Annotated in this window: 16 protein-coding genes; 9 read left to right on the forward strand and 7 right to left on the reverse strand. The window is 68.3% G+C overall.

What is annotated here, in order from left to right:
- Positions 1–2: 2 nt before the first annotated feature.
- The gene (locus AVE30378_RS02220; protein ID WP_129239140.1) at positions 3–905 is read right to left on the reverse strand and encodes a LysR family transcriptional regulator; all 903 of its coding nucleotides are present in this window, start codon (positions 903–905) and stop codon (positions 3–5) included.
- 160 nt (positions 906–1065) lie between these two features.
- Here AVE30378_RS02220 and AVE30378_RS02225 point away from each other — a divergent pair, with 160 nt between their 5' ends.
- From AVE30378_RS02225 to AVE30378_RS02235, 3 genes are read left to right on the forward strand one after another with little or no spacing between them, the layout of a single operon-like run.
- Positions 1066–2307, forward strand: a complete 1242-nt coding sequence (locus AVE30378_RS02225; RefSeq protein ID WP_129239141.1) for an aromatic ring-hydroxylating dioxygenase subunit alpha — start codon at positions 1066–1068, stop codon at positions 2305–2307.
- A 2-nt stretch (positions 2308–2309) separates the two neighbouring features.
- On the forward strand, positions 2310–2783 hold the full coding sequence (locus AVE30378_RS02230) for an aromatic-ring-hydroxylating dioxygenase subunit beta (RefSeq protein ID WP_129239142.1): 474 nt from the start codon (positions 2310–2312) through the stop codon (positions 2781–2783).
- Between the two features lie 15 nt (positions 2784–2798).
- Positions 2799–3110: a non-heme iron oxygenase ferredoxin subunit gene (locus AVE30378_RS02235; RefSeq protein ID WP_129239143.1), complete on the forward strand. Its 312-nt coding sequence runs from the start codon at positions 2799–2801 to the stop codon at positions 3108–3110.
- Between the two features lie 10 nt (positions 3111–3120).
- On the opposite strand, the gene AVE30378_RS02240 is transcribed toward AVE30378_RS02235, so the two are convergent.
- From AVE30378_RS02240 to AVE30378_RS02255, 4 genes are all read right to left on the reverse strand, one after another.
- Positions 3121–3960, reverse strand: a complete 840-nt coding sequence (locus AVE30378_RS02240; protein WP_129239144.1) for a tRNA threonylcarbamoyladenosine dehydratase — start codon at positions 3958–3960, stop codon at positions 3121–3123.
- Between the two features lie 739 nt (positions 3961–4699).
- Positions 4700–6121 carry an efflux transporter outer membrane subunit gene (locus tag AVE30378_RS02245; protein ID WP_129239145.1) on the reverse strand — a complete coding sequence of 474 codons (1422 nt, stop codon included), beginning with the start codon at positions 6119–6121 and terminating at the stop codon, positions 4700–4702.
- A gap of 5 nt (positions 6122–6126) precedes the next feature.
- A complete protein-coding gene (locus tag AVE30378_RS02250) occupies positions 6127–8085 on the reverse strand; it encodes a MacB family efflux pump subunit (RefSeq protein ID WP_129239146.1) in 1959 nt (652 codons plus the stop codon).
- A gap of 1 nt (position 8086) precedes the next feature.
- Entirely contained in the window at positions 8087–9274 is a 1188-nt protein-coding gene (locus AVE30378_RS02255) for an efflux RND transporter periplasmic adaptor subunit (protein WP_129239147.1), read from the reverse strand.
- A 302-nt stretch (positions 9275–9576) separates the two neighbouring features.
- Here AVE30378_RS02255 and AVE30378_RS02260 point away from each other — a divergent pair, with 302 nt between their 5' ends.
- The 6 genes from AVE30378_RS02260 (at position 9577) to purU (ending at position 14819) form a co-directional block, all read left to right on the forward strand.
- Positions 9577–10785, forward strand: coding sequence for an MFS transporter (locus AVE30378_RS02260; RefSeq protein ID WP_129239148.1), 1209 nt, complete (start codon positions 9577–9579; stop codon positions 10783–10785).
- A gap of 8 nt (positions 10786–10793) precedes the next feature.
- The gene (locus tag AVE30378_RS02265) at positions 10794–11438 is read left to right on the forward strand and encodes a gamma-glutamylcyclotransferase (protein WP_165360061.1); all 645 of its coding nucleotides are present in this window, start codon (positions 10794–10796) and stop codon (positions 11436–11438) included.
- 114 nt (positions 11439–11552) lie between these two features.
- Positions 11553–12182 carry a pyridoxamine 5'-phosphate oxidase gene (gene pdxH, locus AVE30378_RS02270; RefSeq protein WP_129239150.1) on the forward strand — a complete coding sequence of 210 codons (630 nt, stop codon included), beginning with the start codon at positions 11553–11555 and terminating at the stop codon, positions 12180–12182.
- A 39-nt stretch (positions 12183–12221) separates the two neighbouring features.
- Positions 12222–12746: a flavin reductase family protein gene (locus AVE30378_RS02275; RefSeq protein ID WP_129239151.1), complete on the forward strand. Its 525-nt coding sequence runs from the start codon at positions 12222–12224 to the stop codon at positions 12744–12746.
- Complete coding sequence (locus tag AVE30378_RS02280; RefSeq protein WP_129239152.1) at positions 12743–13852, forward strand: NAD(P)/FAD-dependent oxidoreductase; 1110 nt, start codon at positions 12743–12745, stop codon at positions 13850–13852. The genes AVE30378_RS02275 and AVE30378_RS02280 overlap by 4 nt, the downstream gene beginning before the upstream one ends.
- Before the next feature lie 112 nt (positions 13853–13964).
- Positions 13965–14819 carry a formyltetrahydrofolate deformylase gene (purU, locus tag AVE30378_RS02285; RefSeq protein WP_129239153.1) on the forward strand — a complete coding sequence of 285 codons (855 nt, stop codon included), beginning with the start codon at positions 13965–13967 and terminating at the stop codon, positions 14817–14819.
- 16 nt (positions 14820–14835) lie between these two features.
- On the opposite strand, the gene AVE30378_RS02290 is transcribed toward purU, so the two are convergent.
- Positions 14836–16509 (reverse strand): SulP family inorganic anion transporter, encoded by a 1674-nt coding sequence (locus AVE30378_RS02290; RefSeq protein WP_129239154.1) that lies wholly within the window; start codon positions 16507–16509, stop codon positions 14836–14838.
- 101 nt (positions 16510–16610) lie between these two features.
- Complete coding sequence (locus tag AVE30378_RS02295) at positions 16611–17555, reverse strand: LysR family transcriptional regulator (protein ID WP_129239155.1); 945 nt, start codon at positions 17553–17555, stop codon at positions 16611–16613.
- Position 17556: the final 1 nt, after the last annotated feature.

Raw genomic sequence — 17556 nt, forward strand, 5'->3', positions numbered from 1 at the left:
ACTCAGTCGGCAAACTCGTCGACCACCACTTGCCGCAGCCACTGGTTGGCCTGCTCGCGGTGGTTGCGGGCATGCCAGAACACGTTGATGACCGACTCCGGGATCTTCACCGGACAGGCCGCGATGGCCAGGCCGAACGGCCCGCAGGCGCAATCCGCGAAACGCCGCGGCACCACCGCGATCATGTCGGTGGCCTGCAACACCGGCCCCACCGCCATGAAATGCGGCACCGTCAGGCGCACGCGCCGGCGGATGCCGGCCTGCCCGATCACCTCGTCCACCACGCCGTGGCCGGTGCCTTCCGACACGATGGCCACGTGCTCCGCCGCGCGGAACTGTCGGGCCGATACGCCGGTGCGCGCCAGGGGATGGTCGCGCCGGAAAATGCAGACATAGGGCTGGCGGAACAGCAGCCGCTGGAAAAAGCCGCTTTTCAGACCGGGCAGGAAGCCCATGGCCAGGTCGATCCGGCCGCGTTCCATCTCGTCTTTCACATCGATCGAGGTCGTGCGCACGGTGCGGACGGTGACGCCCGGCGCGGCGCGCTCCAGGGCGCGCATCAGCCGGGGCAGGAAGTAGGTCTCGCCCACGTCGTTCACGCCGATCACGAACGCGCGCTCGCTGTGCGCGGGATCGAACGCGGCGCGGGCGTTCAGCGTGCTGTGCAGCGCGTCCAGGGCATCGGCGATCGGCCGCGCCAGCGCTTCGGCGTAGGGCGTGGGCACCATGCCGCGCGAGGTCCGCAGGAACAGCTCGTCGCCCAGCAGCTTGCGCAGCCGGCCCAGCGCATTGCTGACCCCGGGCTGCGAAATGCCCAGGCTCTCCGCCACGGCCGATACCCGGCCGTGTTTCCGCAGTTCGTTGAAGACGACCAGCAGGTTCAGGTCCACGTCTTGCAGGTTCATGCGCTTGTCTCCACCAATATTTGTTTTGGTGATTTATCTCATCATGCAGATTCTATTTATTTATTTCATGGCCTGCCCGATCATGCGACAAACGCCCGCGCCCATGCCGCGCGGGCTCTGCCCGGCCGTCCCGCGGCCAGCCGAACCAAGGAGACCCTCCATGCATTCCTGTACGCCGCCCTGGGAAGGGGACGGCTCCCACCGCATTCCGTTCGGCGTCTACACCGACGCCGCCCTGCACCAGCGCGAACTGGGCCGCTTCTTCTACCGCGCGCACTGGTGCTACGTGGGCCTGGAAGCCGAGATCCCCAACCCGGGCGACTTCAAGCGCACCGCCGTGGGCGAGCGTTCGGTCATCCTGCTGCGGGACAACGACGGCCGGGTGCGCGTGGTGGAAAACGTGTGCGCCCACCGCGGCGTGCAGTTCTGCCGCGAACGCTCCGGCAACCGCAGTGAATTCGTCTGCCCCTACCACCAGTGGAACTACGACCTGCAAGGCAACCTGATCGGCGTGCCCTTCCGGCGCGGCGTCAAGCAGGACGGCCAGGTCAACGGCGGCATGCCGCCCGACTTCAAGCCCGAAGAGCACGGCCTGACCAGGCTGGCCGTGGCCTGCCGCAACGGCGTGGTGTTCGCCTCGTTCGACCACGGCGTGGAGCCGCTGGAAGACTACCTGGGGCCGGACATCCTGCATTATTTCGACCGCGTCTTCGACGGCCGCGAGCTGGTAATCCACGGCTACAGCCGCCAGCGCATCCCGGGCAACTGGAAACTGATGCAGGAGAACATCAAGGACCCCTACCACCCCGGCCTGCTGCACACCTGGTTCGTCACCTTCGGCCTGTGGCGGGCGGACAACCGCTCCGAACTGAAGATGGACCGCCATTTCCGCCACGCGGCGATGATCTCCACCCGCGGCCAGGGCGGCAAGGGCAGCGTGACCAGCGGCGTGTCGAGCTTCAAGGAACAGATGTCGCTCCACGACGACCGCTTCCTCGACATCGTGCCGGAACCGTGGTGGAACGGCCCGACCGCCGTGCTGATGACGCTGTTTCCCAGCGTCGTCATCCAGCAGCAGGTGAATTCGCTGTCCACCCGCCACATCCAGCCGGTGGGCCACGACGCCTTCGATTTCGTCTGGACGCACTTCGGCTTCGCCGACGACACGCCCGAGATGACGCGCCGCCGCCTGCGCCAGGCCAATCTGTTCGGCCCGGCGGGCTTCGTGTCCGCGGACGACGGCGAGGTCATCGAGTTCTCGCAATCGGGCTTCGAGCAGAAGCCCTGGCACCGCAGCGTGGCGGAGCTGGGCGGCAAGACGGCCGAGAACACCGGCCACATGGTGACCGAAACGCTGATCCGCGGCATGTACGCGTACTGGCGGCGGGTGATGGAGGCCTGACGATGCTGGACTTTCCCCTCTACTACCAACTGACCTGCCTGTACAACGACTACGCCGCCGCGCTGGACGCGGAGGAATGGGAGAAATGGCCCGACTTCTTCCTGGAGGACTGCGTGTACAAGGTGCTGCCGCGCGAAAACCACGAGCGCGGCTATCCGCTGGCGACCATGGCTTTCGAAAGCCGCGGCATGCTGAAGGACCGCATCTACGGCGCCACCGACACGATCTTCCACGATCCCTACTACCAGCGCCACGTGGTGGGCGCGCCGCGCGTGCTGTCGGTGCAGGGCGACCGCATCGAATCCGAAGCCAACTACGCCGTGTTCCGCACCAAGCCCAGCCAGTTGACCACCGTGTTCAACGTGGGCCGCTACCAGGACGTGGTGCGCCGCGGCCCGGACGGCCTGAAGTTCGAGTCGCGGCTGTGCATTTTCGACAGCGAACTGGTGCCGAATTCGCTCATCTACCCCATCTGACCAGGACACAGCACCATGAGCATGCAATGGATCAAGGCCGTCGCGCGGGCCGACGTGCCGGAAGAGGACGTGATCGCCGTGGAGGCGGGCGGCCGCGAAATCGCGCTCTACGGCGTGGACGGCGAGGTCTACGCGACCGACAACCTCTGTACGCACGGCAATGCGCGGCTGTGCGACGGTTTCCTGACCGGGCACGAGATCGAATGCCCGCTGCACCAGGGCCGTTTCGACGTGCGCGACGGCCGGGCGCTCTGTTCGCCGCTGCGCGACAACCTCGCCACCTACCCCGTCAGGATCGAGGACGGCGTGGTGTTCGTGGCGTTGTAGGGGCCGGCGCTCAGACCGCCAGCCGCAGCGCCTCGTTGGCCGCGGCCATGCCCATGGCCGCGGTCACCGTCACGACCGAGCCGTAGCCGGCGCAGGACAGGCCCTGCGGCGCCAGTGTCTGCCCCGAGGCGCCCATGTCGTCCTCGCCCTCGGTGGGCCGGGTCCAGGCGTCCGGCAGGATGGCGGGCTGGTCGAACCACAAGGCGTGGATGCCCATCTTCGGCACGCGCTTCAGGGCCCGCCCGTTCTGGTCGGAGGCGCGCGGAAAGCCGTGTTCGCGCCGCAGCTTGTTGCGCAGCTTCGACAGCAGCGCGTCGTTCACCGCCGCGGACAGGTCGCCCGCCCGCAAGGCCAGGGGATCCGTCTTGCCTCCCGCCCCGCCGCACAGCAGCATGGGCGCGCCCAGCGCCCGCGCATGCAGGATCATCGCGATCTTGGCCGCCGCCTGGTCGGTGCAGTCGATGATGACGGTGTACGGGCCCGGCAGCACCTCGGCCACGTTGTCGGGCGACACGAAGTCGTCGACCCGCGTGAGCCGGCATTCCGGATTGATGGCCAGCACCCGTTCGGCCATCGCATCCACCTTGGATTGCCCGAGCGTCGACGTCAGCGCGTGGATCTGCCGGTTGACGTTGGATTCGGCGATGTGGTCCAGGTCGATCAGCGTCAGCGCCCCGACCCCGCAGCGGGCCAGCGCCTCCACCGTCCAGGACCCGACGCCCCCCAGGCCGGCGACCGCGACGTGGGCGTTACGGAGGCGGGCCGGGGCTTCGGGGCCGTAGAGGCGGGAGAGGCCGCCGAAGCGGCGGTCCAGGTCGGCGGGTTCCGGGGGGTGGGCGGGGGAGTTCATGGGGTTGTATTTTATGGCAGGCGTTGTTTGTAGGGCGGAGCTTGGTTTTTAAGACGCCCGTCGCGGCGGCGCCTGGGGTGGCGCGGGTCAACGATTGCGGTCCGGAGCCTTCGCTCCGGACTTCCCCTGCGTCATCCTCGTCCGCCTTCGGCTCCCTTCGGATTCCCTCGGGCTTATCGACTCCCCGCGCCACCCCAGGCGCCGCCGCGCCAGGCTCCGTTGCCTGGATCTTGAAGGTCGCCGGGACGGACGGTGTGCTTGGCATTCTTCTCCCCGGCAAGGAGTGGTGGAAGATCTTGCAGGGACGCCAAAGCCGGCCGCGCGGGCGGCCTTCTTTGGCGTATGGGCACTGTTGGCCGTAGCGCTGGACGCTGCGCGCCTGCGCATAACATCGCCAGTGTCTGACACCCGATGAAACGCCCGCCATGCCTTGCCGGTGCACCACGGGTGTCTGACACCCTCGGATATCCGTTGGTGTCAGACACCCGCGAGGCACCCATGCAACTTGACCGTCGTCGTGCAAGGATGTCAGACACTAGCGTGGGGGTGCAGATCACTAGTTGTCAAAAGGCCGCCGACGGACCCAGGTGTCTGACACCCAATGAAACGCCCTCCATGCGTTGCCGGTGCACCACGGGTGTCTGACACCCTCGGATATACGTTGGTGTCTGACACCCGCGGAGCACCCATGCAACTTGACCGTCGCCGTGCAAGGGTGTCAGACACTGGCCCGCGCATCTCACGAACCCGTCGCTCCGCCAGCAAGCGCCGCCGCATCATCCCCGCCCAGCGCCTGATACACCGTCACCTGGTTCACCAGCCGGTTCAGCATGTTCTCGTCCCGCGCGATCTCGGCCGTCCTGCGTTTTTCCTGCGCGTCCAGCCAATCCTTCAGCGGCACCGCTCCCGCCCGGTACCGCACCTCGTACAGACTTTCCGCCTGGCGCGCCGCGCTCAGGGAAACGTCCAATTGCGCCGCCTGGAGCGCCAGTTGCGTCCGGTTCGACAACGCGTTCTCCACGTCCGCCATCGCCTGGTACAGCGACTGCCGGAAGTTCACCACGCGTTCCTCGTAGTCCGCCTTGGAGATCTTGATGTTGAGCTGCATCTGGTTCCATTGCAGGAATGGCAGCGTCAGCCCCGCCCCCAGGGATCCGATGGGGTTGCGCAGGATGTCGGACAGCGTCGGGCTCGCGCTGCCCAAGGCGCCCGTGAGGGTCAAGGGCGGATAGAAGCTGGCGCGGGTCGCGTCGACGGTGGCCAGGGCTTCCCGCAGGCGGAGTTCGGCGGCGCGCAGGTCGGGGCGGCGGCCCAGCAATTCAGCGGGAACACCGGCGCGGGCGTCGGGCAGCGGATATCGCGGCAAACGCGCCGGATCCGCCATGGTGCGCTCCGGCGGGCCGTCGAACAGGATGGCCAGCGCGTTCGCGTATTCCACCCGCGCCTGCACCAGCAGCGCATGGGCGGCCTGCTGGCTGGCCACGGTCTGCTCGGCCTCGGCCATTTCCAGCGCCGACGCGCCGCCCGCCGCGTACTGGGCGCGCACCAGGTCCTGCGTCTTGCGGGCGTAGGCGATGCTCTCTTGGCTGCTGACGATGCGCTGGTTGATGAAGGCGGTCTGCCAGTACAGCGTGGCGGTGGTGCCCACCAGCGACAGGGCCGCGCTCTGGCGGTCCTGTTCGGTGGCCAGCGCTTCCCATTGCGCGGCGTCGCGCTGGCGGGACAGCTTGCCCCACAGGTCCACCTCGTAGCTGACGGTCAGCTCCGCCGTGTTGTTCCGGGTGGTGAGGCGTTCGCCGCTCAGCGTGCGCGTGCGGGTGACGTTGGCGCTGCCGCCCAGTTGCGGAAACAACTGGTCCTCGGACAGGCCCGCCTGGTACTGGGCCCGCCGCACTCGGATGGCGGCCGCGGCCAGGTCGTTGTTGCGCGCCAGCGCGCCCTCGACCAGGCCCGTCAGCACCGGGTCGTTGAAATTCCGCCACCACGCGCCGCCCTCGGCCAGCAGGGCGGCCCGGGCGTCCGCCGCCGGGGCATGGGACCAGGCCGCGGGCACGGAGGCGGCCGGCGGCTCGTAATCGGTGCGCAGCAGGCCGCCGCAGCCGCCCAGCGCGAACAGCAGCGCCAGGGAGGCGGGCTTGCAGATCAGGGAAACCGCTTTCATCGTTTTCATTCCCGGGCCAACGCCTCTACGGGATCCAGGCGCGCCGCGTTGCGCGCCGGCAAATACCCAAAAATCACCCCGATCAGCGTCGAGCACGTGAACGCCGCCACCATGGCCGCCGTGGAGTAGATCATCTTGAACGAGCCGCCCGTGGCCTTGGACACGAGCACGCCCAGCCCCAGCGACAGGAGGATGCCGATCGCACCGCCGATCAGGCACACCAGCACCGCTTCGATCAGGAACTGCTGCATGATGTCGCTGCGCCGCGCGCCCACCGCCATGCGCACGCCGATCTCGCGGGTGCGCTCGGTCACCGACACCAGCATGATGTTCATGACGCCAATGCCGCCCACCATCAGCGAAATCAGCGCGATCATGGACACCAGCAGGGTCATCGTCGCCGTGGTGCGTTCGATGGTCTTGCGGATGGCGTCCGTGTTGAACACGAAGAAATCCTTCACCACGTGGCGGCGCGTCAGCAGGCGCACGATGGCCTGCTCCGCCGCGGCGGGCGGCGACGCGTCGTTGACGCGGACGGTGATGCTCTTCAGGTGCTGCTGGCCCAGCACCCGGGACAGCGCCGTGGTGTAGGGCACCCACACGTTCAGGGTGTCGTTGCTGCCGAACACCGTGTCCTTCTTCTGCGTCACGCCGATCACGCGCGCCGGCATGGATCCCAGGAACACCACCTGCCCGATCGGGTCGGTATGCGATCCGAACAAAGCCTTGCGCGTACCGTCGTCGATCACTACCTCCTGGGCCCGCCGCGTCACGCTGGTGGCGTCGAAGAACTTGCCCTGGGCGAGCTTGATGGCGCGCACCCGGAAATACTGTTCGCCCACGCCCTGGATCGCGCCGTTGACGGACACGTTGCGGTAGCGCAGCGTATTGCTGGTGGAGACTTCGGGCGTCACGCTGTCCACGTAGGATTCCCGCGCCAGCGCGTCCGCGTCGGCCGCCACCAGGGTGCGGATGTTGACGGCCTTCTCGTCGCCGAAGTCCTTGCCGGGGAAGACCTCGACCGTATTGGTGCCGATTTCGCTGATGTCGTCCAGGATCTTGCGGCGCGACCCTTCGCCCAGCGCGACCACGGACACCACCGCCGCGATGCCGATGATGATGCCCAGCATGGTCAGCGAGGTACGCAGCCGGTGCGCGTTCATGGCCAGCAGCGCCATGCGCAGGGCTTCGCCGCAACGGTCCAGGTAGGCCTGCCAGGCCGGCCGCCGGGCCAGCGCGGGCGCCTCGTCCCGCGCGGTCTCGCGGCGCGGGGCGTCGGGATTGCGATGGTCGGAGACGATTTCGCCGTCGCTGATCTCGATGATGCGCTGGGCATGGCGCGCCACGTTCATATCGTGCGTGACGATGATGATGGTGTGCCCCGCCGCGTTCAGTTCTTCCAGAATGCGCAGCACTTCCTGGCCGGTGTGCGTGTCCAGCGCGCCGGTCGGCTCGTCGGCCAGGATGATGTCGCCGCCGTTCATCAGCGCCCGCGCGATGCTCACGCGCTGCTGCTGGCCGCCGGACAATTGGCCGGGCCGGTGCCCGGACCGGTCGCCCAGCCCCAGCCGCTCCAGCAGCGCCTCGGCGCGCGCCAGGCGCGCCTCGCGCCGCTTGCCGGCATAGACGGCCGGCACTTCCACGTTGCCCTGCGCGGTCAGGTCCGACAGCAGGTGATAGCGCTGGAAGATGAAGCCGAAATGCTCGCGGCGCAGTTCGGCCAGTTCGTCCGGGTCCAGGTCCCCGGTGCTGCGCCCGTCGACCCGGTATTCGCCGCGGGTGGGGCGGTCCAGGCAGCCCAGGATGTTCATGAGCGTGGACTTGCCCGAGCCGGACGCGCCCACGATGGCCACCATTTCGCCGGCCTCGATGGACAGGTCGACATCCTTCAGGACCGCGATGGTCTGCTCGCCCGCGGGGAACTCGCGGCGCACGCCGGCCAGCGAGATGAGGGGCACGCCCATCTCAGGCCCCCGGGGCCGCGGCGGGCGGGGCGGCATCGGCCGACACGACGCGCTCGCCCACTTCCAGCCCCTCCAGAACCTGCGCCTGGACGTTGTTGTTCATGCCGATCCTGACCTGGCGCACTTCCGTCTTGTTGTCCTTCAGCACCACGCGCACGGCGTAGCGGCCGTCTTCGCCGCGCTTGCCCAGCGCCGAGGCCGGCACCACCACGGTGTCCTTGGCCTCGCCCAGCACGATGAAGACCTGCGCGGTCATCGAGATGCGCAGCTTCTCGTCGGGATTGGGCACGTCGAACAGGCCGTTGTAATAGACGGCCGCGGTCGTGGAACTGCCGCTGGAGGACGTCGTCAGCGAGGACGCCGCGTCGTCCTTCTGGATGGAGTCCGGCGCCGGTTCCACCGCGCGCAGTTCGGCGCGGTAGCGCTCGTCGGGTTCGCCGAGGATGGTGAAGTACACCGGCAGGCCCGGCTTCACGCGGGTCACGTCCGCCTCCGAAATCTGCGCCTTGACCGTCATGGTGTCGACCTGGGCGACCTTGATGATGGTGGGCGCGCTCTGGATCGAGTTGACGGTCTGCCCTTCCTTGGTGACCACGGCCACCACCACGCCGTCGATGGGCGACGCGATGCGCGTGTAGCCCAGGTTGACGCGGGCCGTGTCCACCTGGATCTCGGCCTGCGCGATCTGGGCGTCCAGCGACGCGATCTCGGCGCGGGTCACGCCCAGGGTGGCCTCGGCGGTCTCGTAGGCCTCGCGCGAGCTGGCGTCCGCCGCCAGCATCTGGCGCTGGCGGCGGAAGGCCAGTTCGGCCTGCTTCAGCATGGCGACCTTGGCCGCCCGTTCCGCGCGCCGGGTCTGCAAGGCGGCGTCGGCGTTGCGCAGGTCGTTCTGCTGGGTCAGGTCGTCGATCTCGGCGACCAACTGGCCTTTCCGGACCCGGTCGCCCAGCGCCACCTTCAGCGATTTCAGTTGGCCGGAAACCTGGGCGCCCACGCTGACGCGCTCGATGGCGTCGATCGTGCCGCTGGCCAGCACGCTGTCCTCGAGGTTGGCGCGGGTGACCTCGGCCACGGCGAAGGTGGGCGGCGGCGGCGCCGAGAAGAAGGCGGCGCGCACGGCGAATGCGGCGAGCAGGAGCAGGACGGCTATCAGGAGGTAGCGTTTGAACTTGCTGCGGGATTTTTTCATTGAACCTGCCGAATGGAGCGCCGGGCATCCGCCCCGCGCCGGTATTGCGAATTGCGGGCGCCAAGCATCCGCCCGATTGTTCCGTTGCGAGAACGATACAACGCTTTGGCGCGCGCCGGCCCGCCGCCCGGCGCGCAGAAGCGCCGAACGTGCCGCCATTTTGCACAATACGCTGCCGAGTTTGCCCCTAGCTGGCGCCCATCGTGAAATCTCGGTATGGCGCCAATTGCGGCAGTGCAAAACACGCGCGCCTCGACATTGGGCGACGATATGGACAGAATGAACGCAGTTAAGCCGTATCCGTGTCTACCTCTCATAGATCCCCCTCCTCGTCTCCCAGTTCCCCGGAATTTTCCGGGGCGGCGCTTTTGTGCGTGCTGGCCATGATGAATCACGTGGCGCTGACAGGGGGACGCATCACCGTCTCGCTGACCGCGCTGCAAATGGGGCTGTCGACCTTCAAGGTGGGCACGCTGGTCGCGGTGTTCGCCGTGCTGCCCATGCTGTTCTCGGTGCGCGCGGGCCGCTGGGTCGACCGGGTCGGCATCGTGCGGCCGCTGGTCATCGGCACGACGCTGGTGGCGGTCGGCACCGCGCTGCCCTTCATTTCCCAAACCCAGTTGGCGCTGCTCATCGCATCGTGCTGCATCGGCATCGGCTTCATGCTGCACCAGGTCGCCACCCAGGACCTCCTGGGCCACGCCGAGCCCACGCAGCGGCTGCGCAACTTTTCCTTCATGTCGCTGGCCCTGGCGGGGTCCGGGTTCTCGGGCCCGCTCATCGCCGGCCTGGCGATCGACCACCTGGGCACCCGGCTGGCCTTCGGCCTGCTGACCGTGGGCCCGCTGCTGTCGGCGGGCGGCCTCTATTTCATGCGTCACCAATTGAAGGCGGTAGATTCGCTGCTTTCCGGCGCAAAAGAAGCCGAAAGGCGCCGCGTTACCGAATTGCTGGCGGTGCCGGCGCTGCGCCGGATCCTGATGGTGAACACCATTCTGTCGGGTGCCTGGGACACCCATTTGTTCGTCGTGCCCATCTTCGGCGTGGCCATCGGCCTGTCGGCCACCACGATCGGCGTCATTCTTGCCTCCTTCGCGGCGGCAACGTTCGTCATCCGCCTCGTACTCCCCTTGATCCAGCGCCGGGTGCGTTCCTGGACGCTGGTCCGCGCCGCCATGGCGACAGCCGCCATCGACTTCATGCTTTACCCGCTGTTCACCGACGTTACCGTCCTGATCGTGCTGTCTTTCATCCTGGGACTGGCCCTGGGCTGCTGCCAGCCCAGCATGCTGTCGCTGCTGCACCATCATTCGCCCCCGGGCCGAGCCGCCGAGGCGGTGGGCCTGCGGATGGCGCTCATCAACGGCTCCCAGGTGTCCCTGCCGTTGACCTTCGGCGCGCTCGGTGCGGTAATTGGCGTTGCCCCGCTGTTCTGGGCCTATTCCCTGGCCTTGATGGCCGGCGGCTGGGCCAACCGCAATCCCCCGATCGAATCTGACCGCAAACCGTAGTCGTGAACATTTTGTCTTCCCCTCCCGCCGGCGCCAGCCTGCCTTTTCGCCTCTGGACGCCGGAAGAACGGCAAGACTCCCTGGACGATGCCTTGCGCCACTGGCAATCCGGCGAGGACGTGTGGGTGTACGGCTACGGCTCGCTGATCTGGCGGCCCGACTTCGACTTCATGGAACGCCGGCTCGCCACCCTGCGCGGCCACCACCGGGCGCTGTGCCTGTGGTCGCGCGTCAACCGGGGCACGCCGGAGTGCCCGGGCCTGGTATTCGGCCTGGACCGGGGCGGCTCGTGCCGGGGCGTGGTCTACCGGCTGGCCGGCGACCAGGTGCCCAATTACTTCCCCGCGCTCTGGGAGCGCGAGATGTCCACCGGCGCCTACCTGCCCCGCTGGCTCAACTGCGCGACGGACGGCGGCACCGTCCGGGCGCTGGTCTTCATCATGAACCGGGACAACCCCGCCTATATCCGCGCCCTGCCGGAACCCGAGCTGCTGGCCATCGTGCGCCGCGCCGCCGGCCGCTACGGCCCCTGCACGGACTACGTGGTGCAGACCGCCCAGGCGCTGCGCGCCGCGGGCATCCAGGATGCCCGGCTGGACGCCATCGCCCGCCGGCTCGAACAGGACGGGCGGCCCCTGCCGGAAGGCGGCTGAGGCCGGCGCCCCGCTCCAGACGGCCATCTTGCCGAAGACCTGAGCGGGGTCAATAGGGGGACCGCGGTCCAGGCGGTATAAACTCCCTGTTATCAACGCTGAATCCTTACGCCCATGTCCGTCTCTGATCTGCGTCAAAGTTACGACAAGAATGTCCTGCTCGAAAGCCAGGCCTCGGCTTCGCCGTTCGCGCAATTCACCCTCTGGTTCGACGAGGCCCTGGCCTCCAAGGTGCCCGAACCCAACGCCATGACCCTGGCCACGGTGGACGCCGGCGGCCAGCCCAGCGCGCGCATTGTCCTGATCAAGGGCTTCGACGAGCGCGGGTTCACGTTCTTCACCAATTACGAATCCCGCAAGGGCCTGGACCTGCAGGCCGAGCCCCGCGCCTGCCTGCTGTTCTTTTGGCAGCCGCTGGAGCGCCAGGTCCGGATCGAGGGCGTGGTGGAAAAAGTGGCCGCCGAGGAATCGGACGCCTACTATCACAGCCGCCCCGCGGGCTCGCGCATCGGCGCCTGGGCCTCGCGCCAGAGCCAGCCCATTACCCGCGAAGAGCTGGAAGCCCGCGAACGGGAATTCCGCGAACGCTTCGGCGAAGCGCCGCCGCGCCCGCCGCACTGGGGCGGTTACCGCCTGAAGCCCACCGTCTTCGAATTCTGGCAAGGCCGGCCCTCGCGCCTGCACGACCGTCTGCGCTACGTCGCCGACGGCACGGCCTGGAAGATCGAACGCCTGTCGCCTTGATGCCGGGCGCCCGGCGCGCCCGCCCCAATCCACGATTGCATGACCGCCTCCTCCCCTGATTTTGACGCTGCCTTTTTCCGCACCGCGCTGGGCCGCTACGCCACGGGCGTGACCGTCGTGACGGCCGCCGGCCTAGATGGCGCGCCCATCGGGCTGACGGTCAGTTCCTTCAATTCCGTGTCGCTGAATCCGCCGCTGGTGCTGTGGAGCCTGTCCCGGAGTTCATCTTCGCTGGCCGCCTTCGAACAGTGCGAGCGCTACGTCGTCAACGTGCTGGGCGCGGAACAGATCGCGCTGGCGCGCCGCTTCGCCACCGGCAAGACCCCCGACCGCTACGCCGGCCTGCCCGTGCACCACGCCCCGGGCGGCACCCCCATGCTGGACGGCCACTGCGCGGCCTGGTTCGAATGCCACAACCGCAGCCGCTACGTCGAGGGCGACCACGTCATCATGGTGGGCGAGGTGGAACGCTGCGGCCACAGCGCCGAGCCGCCGCTGGTCTTCCATGCCGGCGGCTTCGACCTGACTCCCGCCGGCGACCGGACGGAAAGGAAAGCGCCATGAACACGGACATCGATTGCGTCGTCGTCGGCGCCGGCGTGGTGGGCCTGGCGATCGCGCGCGCGCTGGCCCAGTCCGGACGCGAAGTGCTAGTGGCGGAAGCCACCGAGGCCATCGGCACCGGCACCAGTTCGCGCAACTCCGAAGTCATACACGCGGGCATCTACTACCCGGCGGGCAGCTTGAAGGCCCGCCTGTGCGTGCGCGGCAAGCACCTGCTCTACGGCTATTGCGCGGAGCGCGGCGTGCCGCACAAGCGCCTGGGCAAACTCATCGTGGCCACCAGCGCCGAACAGGCCGCGCAGTTGGAGAGCATCGCCCAGCGCGCCCGCGCCAACGGCGTCGACGACCTGCAGTTCCTGTCGGGCGAAGACGCCATGCGCCTGGAACCGGCGCTGCAATGCACCGCCGCGCTGTCGTCGCCGTCCACCGGCATCGTGGACAGCCACGCGCTGATGCTGTCGTTCCAGGGCGACGCCGAAAACGCCGGCGCCCAATGCGTCTTCCACACGCCGCTGGTGTCCGGCCGCGCGCGCCCCGAAGGCGGCTTCGAGCTGCAGTTCGGCGGCGACGACGCCATGACCCTGAACTGCAACGTGCTCATCAATTCGGCGGGCCTGCAGGCCCCGGCGCTGGCGCGCCGTATCGAGGGCGTGCCGGCCTCCAGCATTCCCACCGACTACCTGTGCAAGGGCAGCTATTTCACGCTGTCCGGCCGCGCGCCCTTCTCGCGCCTGATCTACCCCGTGCCGCAGCACGCCGGCCTGGGCGTGCACCTGACGCTGGACATGGGCGGGCAGGCGAAATTCGGCCCCGACACCGAATGGGTCGGCACCGAGGACTACACCCTGGACCCGGCCCGCGCCGACGTGTTCTACGCGGCGGTCCGCAGCTATTGGCCGGCGCTGCCCGACGACGCGCTGGCGCCCGGCTACACCGGCATCCGGCCGAAAATATCCGGCCCCCACGAGCCCGCCGCCGACTTCGTCATCGCCGGCCCGGCCGCGCACGGCGTGCCCGGCCTGGTGAACCTGTTCGGCATCGAGTCGCCGGGGCTGACCTCCAGCCTGGCACTGGCGGAAGAAACCCTGGCCCGTCTAAATGGATAGGCGCCCCCACGCCGCGCACGCCGTGCACGCTGCGCGTGCTAGCGGCCCGGCGGGAGGGCTGGCTATTTTTGCCGCCATCTGTTTTCCTTTTTCCTCTTTTGTTTTCTGAGCCATGCAGCACAACGACTACATCCTGACCCTGTCCTGCCCCGACCGCACGGGCATCGTCTACCGCGTCAGCGGCCTGTTGTTCGAATTGGGCTGCAACATCCTGGATTCGCAGCAGTTCGGCGACGAGGAAACCGGCCGCTTCTTCCTGCGCGTGCACTTCGACGCGCCCGCCGGCGTGGCCGCCAGCGACCTGCGCGCCCGCCTGGCCGCCATGTCCGAGGAATACGGCATGGAACTGAAGCTGCACGACGCCCGCCGCAAGGAACGCCTGCTCATCATGGTCAGTAAGCAGGGCCATTGCCTGAACGACCTGCTGTTCCGCGTGCACAGCGGCCACCTGCACGCCGAAGTGGCCGCCATCGTGTCGAACCACAACGACTACGCCGGCCTGGCGGCCTCCTACGGCATCCCGTTCCATTACCTGCCGGTCACGGCCGACACCAAGGCGGAACAGGAACGGCAGGTGCTGGCCCTGGCCGAGCAGGAAGGCGTCGACCTGGTCGTGCTGGCCCGCTATATGCAGATCCTGTCCGAGGACATGTGCCGCGCGCTCAACGGCCGCGCCATCAACATCCACCACAGCTTCCTGCCCAGCTTCAAGGGCGCCCGCCCCTATCACCAGGCGCACGCCCGCGGCGTCAAGATCATCGGCGCCACCGCCCACTACGTGACCTCGGACCTGGACGAAGGCCCCATCATCGACCAGGACATCGAGCGAGTGGACCACACCATGACCGCCCAGGACCTGACCCAGGTCGGCAGTGACATCGAATCCCTCGTGCTGTCGCGCGCGGTCCGCAGCCACGTCGAACACCGCATCCTGCTGAACCGCAACAAAACGGTGGTCTTCCGCTAGGACTCCCGCCAGCCGCCTACGCGCCCTCGTCCGCTTGCGCGGCGGCCACGGCCGCCGCCGTGGCGCTCGCCACGTCGGGCTGTAGATGGCCCTGCAAGCGCTTATACAGACCGATGCGGCGCGCGATGTCCAGCGGCTGGCCCATCAGGCCAGAAACGATCAGCCGCACCTGGCGCGCGTCGCACGCGGCGCTCAGTCCTTCCAGCGCCTCGGCGCCGGTCGAATCCACGTAGATCACGTTCTTCAGGTCCAGCACCAGCGCCCGCGCGGGCAGGTGGTCCTCGAGCGACTCGACCAGCTTGGTGGCGCCGAAGAAAACGGTGCCATACAGCCGCCAGACCGCGACTTTCCCATCCTGCCCGGCCAGCAGGGGCTGCTCGGCGGCCGTGATGCGTTCGGCGCGCGACAGGCTGGAAATGCGGTAGATGAAGGTAATGCACGCGGCAAAGATGCCGAACTCCACCGCGACCGTCAGATCGAAGATCACGGTCAGCAGGAACACCGACACCAGCGTGACGCGGTAAGGCATCCGGTAAGTCTTGAGCCGCGCGAACTCGCGCCATTCGCCCATGTTCCAGGCCACGAACATCAGGATGGCCGCCAGGGTGGCCAGCGGGATGGAGGCCGCCAGCGGCGCGAATGCCAGGATCACCAGCAGCAGCACCAGCGCATGCACCACGCCGGCGACGGGGCTGGTGGCGCCGCTTTTCACATTGGTCACCGTGCGCGCGATAGTGCCGGTGGCGGGCATGCCGCCGAAAAAGGGCGTGACGAAGTTGGCGATGCCCTGCGCCATCAGTTCCTGGTTGGGGTCGTGCCGGTCGCCGATCATGCCGTCGGCCACGCGCGCGCACAGCAGCGACTCGATGGCGCCCAGCACGGCCAGCGTGAGGGTGGGCATGAGCAGGAAGCGGGCCGATTCCCAACTGAACGCCGGCAGGGTGAAGTCCGGCAGCGCCGCCGGTATGCCGCCAAAGCGGCTGCCGATGGTCTCGACCGGCAGCCCGAACACGGCCACCGCCGCCGTGGCCAGCGCCAGCGCGACGATGGAGCCGGGCACGCGGGCCAGCCGGGTCGTCCGGTGGCCGCCCCATTTCGGCAGCCAGCGCTGCCAGCCGACGATCACCGCCAGCGAAACCAGCGCCACCCCGGCGGCCCAGGGATTGAGCGTGGACAGATGGCCGCCGAGCGCGCCCAGGATGCCGAAGAAATCGCCCGGCATGTCGAGAATCGAAAGGCCCAGGAAATCCTTGACCTGCGACAGCGCGATCAGCACCGCGATGCCGTTGGTGAAGCCGATGATGACGGCCACCGGGATGAAGCGCACCAGCGTGCCCAGCCTGAGCAGCCCCATCACGAACAGCAGCACGCCGGACAGCGCGGTGGCGATGATCAGGTTGGCCACGCCGTACTGCTGCACGATGTCGTAGACGATGACGATGAACGCGCCCGCCGGCCCGCCGATCTGCACCCGGCTGCCGCCGAGCAAGGCGATCAGGAAGCCCGCGATGATGGAGGTGAAGAGGCCGGCCTCCGGCTTGAGGCCCGAGCCGATGGCAAAGGCCATGGCCAGGGGCAGCGCCACCACGGCCACGGTGAGGCCGGCGCCGAGGTCCTGCAGGAAACGGCTGCGGTCGTAGCCGCGCAGCGCGCTGAAAAGACGCGGACGAAACGAAAAGGGAATAGCCACGATCGACTCCGGAGAAGAAACTGAAACGCCCTCGGATGGGGTTCAGTGCTTCGCCGGAGGGCCGCAATGGCGCAGCCGGGTAATGAAGCGCCGGCGGCGTGTCAGGGGCAGGACCGATCGGTAGAACATGGCTGAAACGAGTGTACTCCTGTCGGCCCGGCGGCGGAGTAATGCCGCGCCACCAGTTCCACGGCCTTTTCCTGCAGCGGCGAACGCGCGGCGCCGGGCCAGATCGCCTGGCTGACCGAGCGGGCCGCGTGCTCGAATGCGATGAACCGCGTGCCCGCCAGGCCGCTGCGCGACAGGCAGGCCGGCACGATGGAAACGCCCAGCCCCTGCGACACCAGCGACGCGACGCTCAGCCAGTGGCGCACCTCGTGCCGGATGACCGGCGTGAAGCCCGCCGACACGCACATGGCCAGCACCGTCTCGTAGTAGCTCGGCGAAGCCGCCCGCGCGAAGAACACGAAATCGTCCGCCGCCAGGTCGGCCAGCCGCAGCGATTCGCGGCCCGCCAGCGGATGCGCCTGCGGCAGGCACACCATGAAGGGCTCGGCCACCAGGTCCCGCGCCTCCACCCCTTTCGGCAGGGGATTGGCGTGGATGAAGCCCAGGTCCTGCTCGCCGCGCCGCACCGCCTCGATCTGGTCGTGCGAGTTCAATTCGGTCAGCACGTGCTCCACGTCCGGCAGTTCGGCCCGCATCGCGTTCAGCAGCGCGGGCAGCCCCCGGTACAGCATGGAGCCGACAAAACCGATGCGCAGCCTGCCGCGCAGGCCCGCGTCCACGCGCTGCACCAGCGTGCGCACCTCCTCCGCCTGGCGCAGCAGCGTCAGGGCCTCGCGGTACAGCACCTGCCCGGCGTCGGTCAGTTCCACGTGGCGGCTGCTGCGAGTCAGCAGCCGCGCGCCCACGTTGTCCTCCAGTTGCCGGATGGCGTAGCTCAGCGGCGGCTGGGAGATGTGCAGCCGGACGGCGGCCCGGCTGAAATGGCGCTCTTCGGCCACGGCGATGAAATAGCGCAGCAGGCGCGGATCCAGGTCCATG

The organism is Achromobacter veterisilvae, assembly GCF_900496975.1.
Lineage (GTDB): Bacteria > Pseudomonadota > Gammaproteobacteria > Burkholderiales > Burkholderiaceae_B > Achromobacter > Achromobacter veterisilvae.

Excerpts from the sequence above, each read along its gene's own strand:
- AVE30378_RS02220 (WP_129239140.1), bottom strand. The coding sequence starts at position 905 with ATGAACCTGCAAGACGTGGACCTGAACCTGCTGGTCGTCTTCAACGAA.
- AVE30378_RS02225 (WP_129239141.1), top strand. The coding sequence starts at position 1,066 with ATGCATTCCTGTACGCCGCCCTGGGAAGGGGACGGCTCCCACCGCATT.
- AVE30378_RS02230 (WP_129239142.1), top strand. The coding sequence starts at position 2,310 with ATGCTGGACTTTCCCCTCTACTACCAACTGACCTGCCTGTACAACGAC.
- AVE30378_RS02235 (WP_129239143.1), top strand. The coding sequence starts at position 2,799 with ATGAGCATGCAATGGATCAAGGCCGTCGCGCGGGCCGACGTGCCGGAA.
- AVE30378_RS02240 (WP_129239144.1), bottom strand. The coding sequence starts at position 3,960 with ATGAACTCCCCCGCCCACCCCCCGGAACCCGCCGACCTGGACCGCCGC.
- AVE30378_RS02245 (WP_129239145.1), bottom strand. The coding sequence starts at position 6,121 with ATGAAAGCGGTTTCCCTGATCTGCAAGCCCGCCTCCCTGGCGCTGCTG.
- AVE30378_RS02250 (WP_129239146.1), bottom strand. The coding sequence starts at position 8,085 with ATGGGCGTGCCCCTCATCTCGCTGGCCGGCGTGCGCCGCGAGTTCCCC.
- AVE30378_RS02255 (WP_129239147.1), bottom strand. The coding sequence starts at position 9,274 with ATGAAAAAATCCCGCAGCAAGTTCAAACGCTACCTCCTGATAGCCGTC.
- pdxH (WP_129239150.1), top strand. The coding sequence starts at position 11,553 with ATGTCCGTCTCTGATCTGCGTCAAAGTTACGACAAGAATGTCCTGCTC.
- AVE30378_RS02275 (WP_129239151.1), top strand. The coding sequence starts at position 12,222 with ATGACCGCCTCCTCCCCTGATTTTGACGCTGCCTTTTTCCGCACCGCG.
- AVE30378_RS02280 (WP_129239152.1), top strand. The coding sequence starts at position 12,743 with ATGAACACGGACATCGATTGCGTCGTCGTCGGCGCCGGCGTGGTGGGC.
- purU (WP_129239153.1), top strand. The coding sequence starts at position 13,965 with ATGCAGCACAACGACTACATCCTGACCCTGTCCTGCCCCGACCGCACG.
- AVE30378_RS02295 (WP_129239155.1), bottom strand. The coding sequence starts at position 17,555 with ATGGACCTGGATCCGCGCCTGCTGCGCTATTTCATCGCCGTGGCCGAA.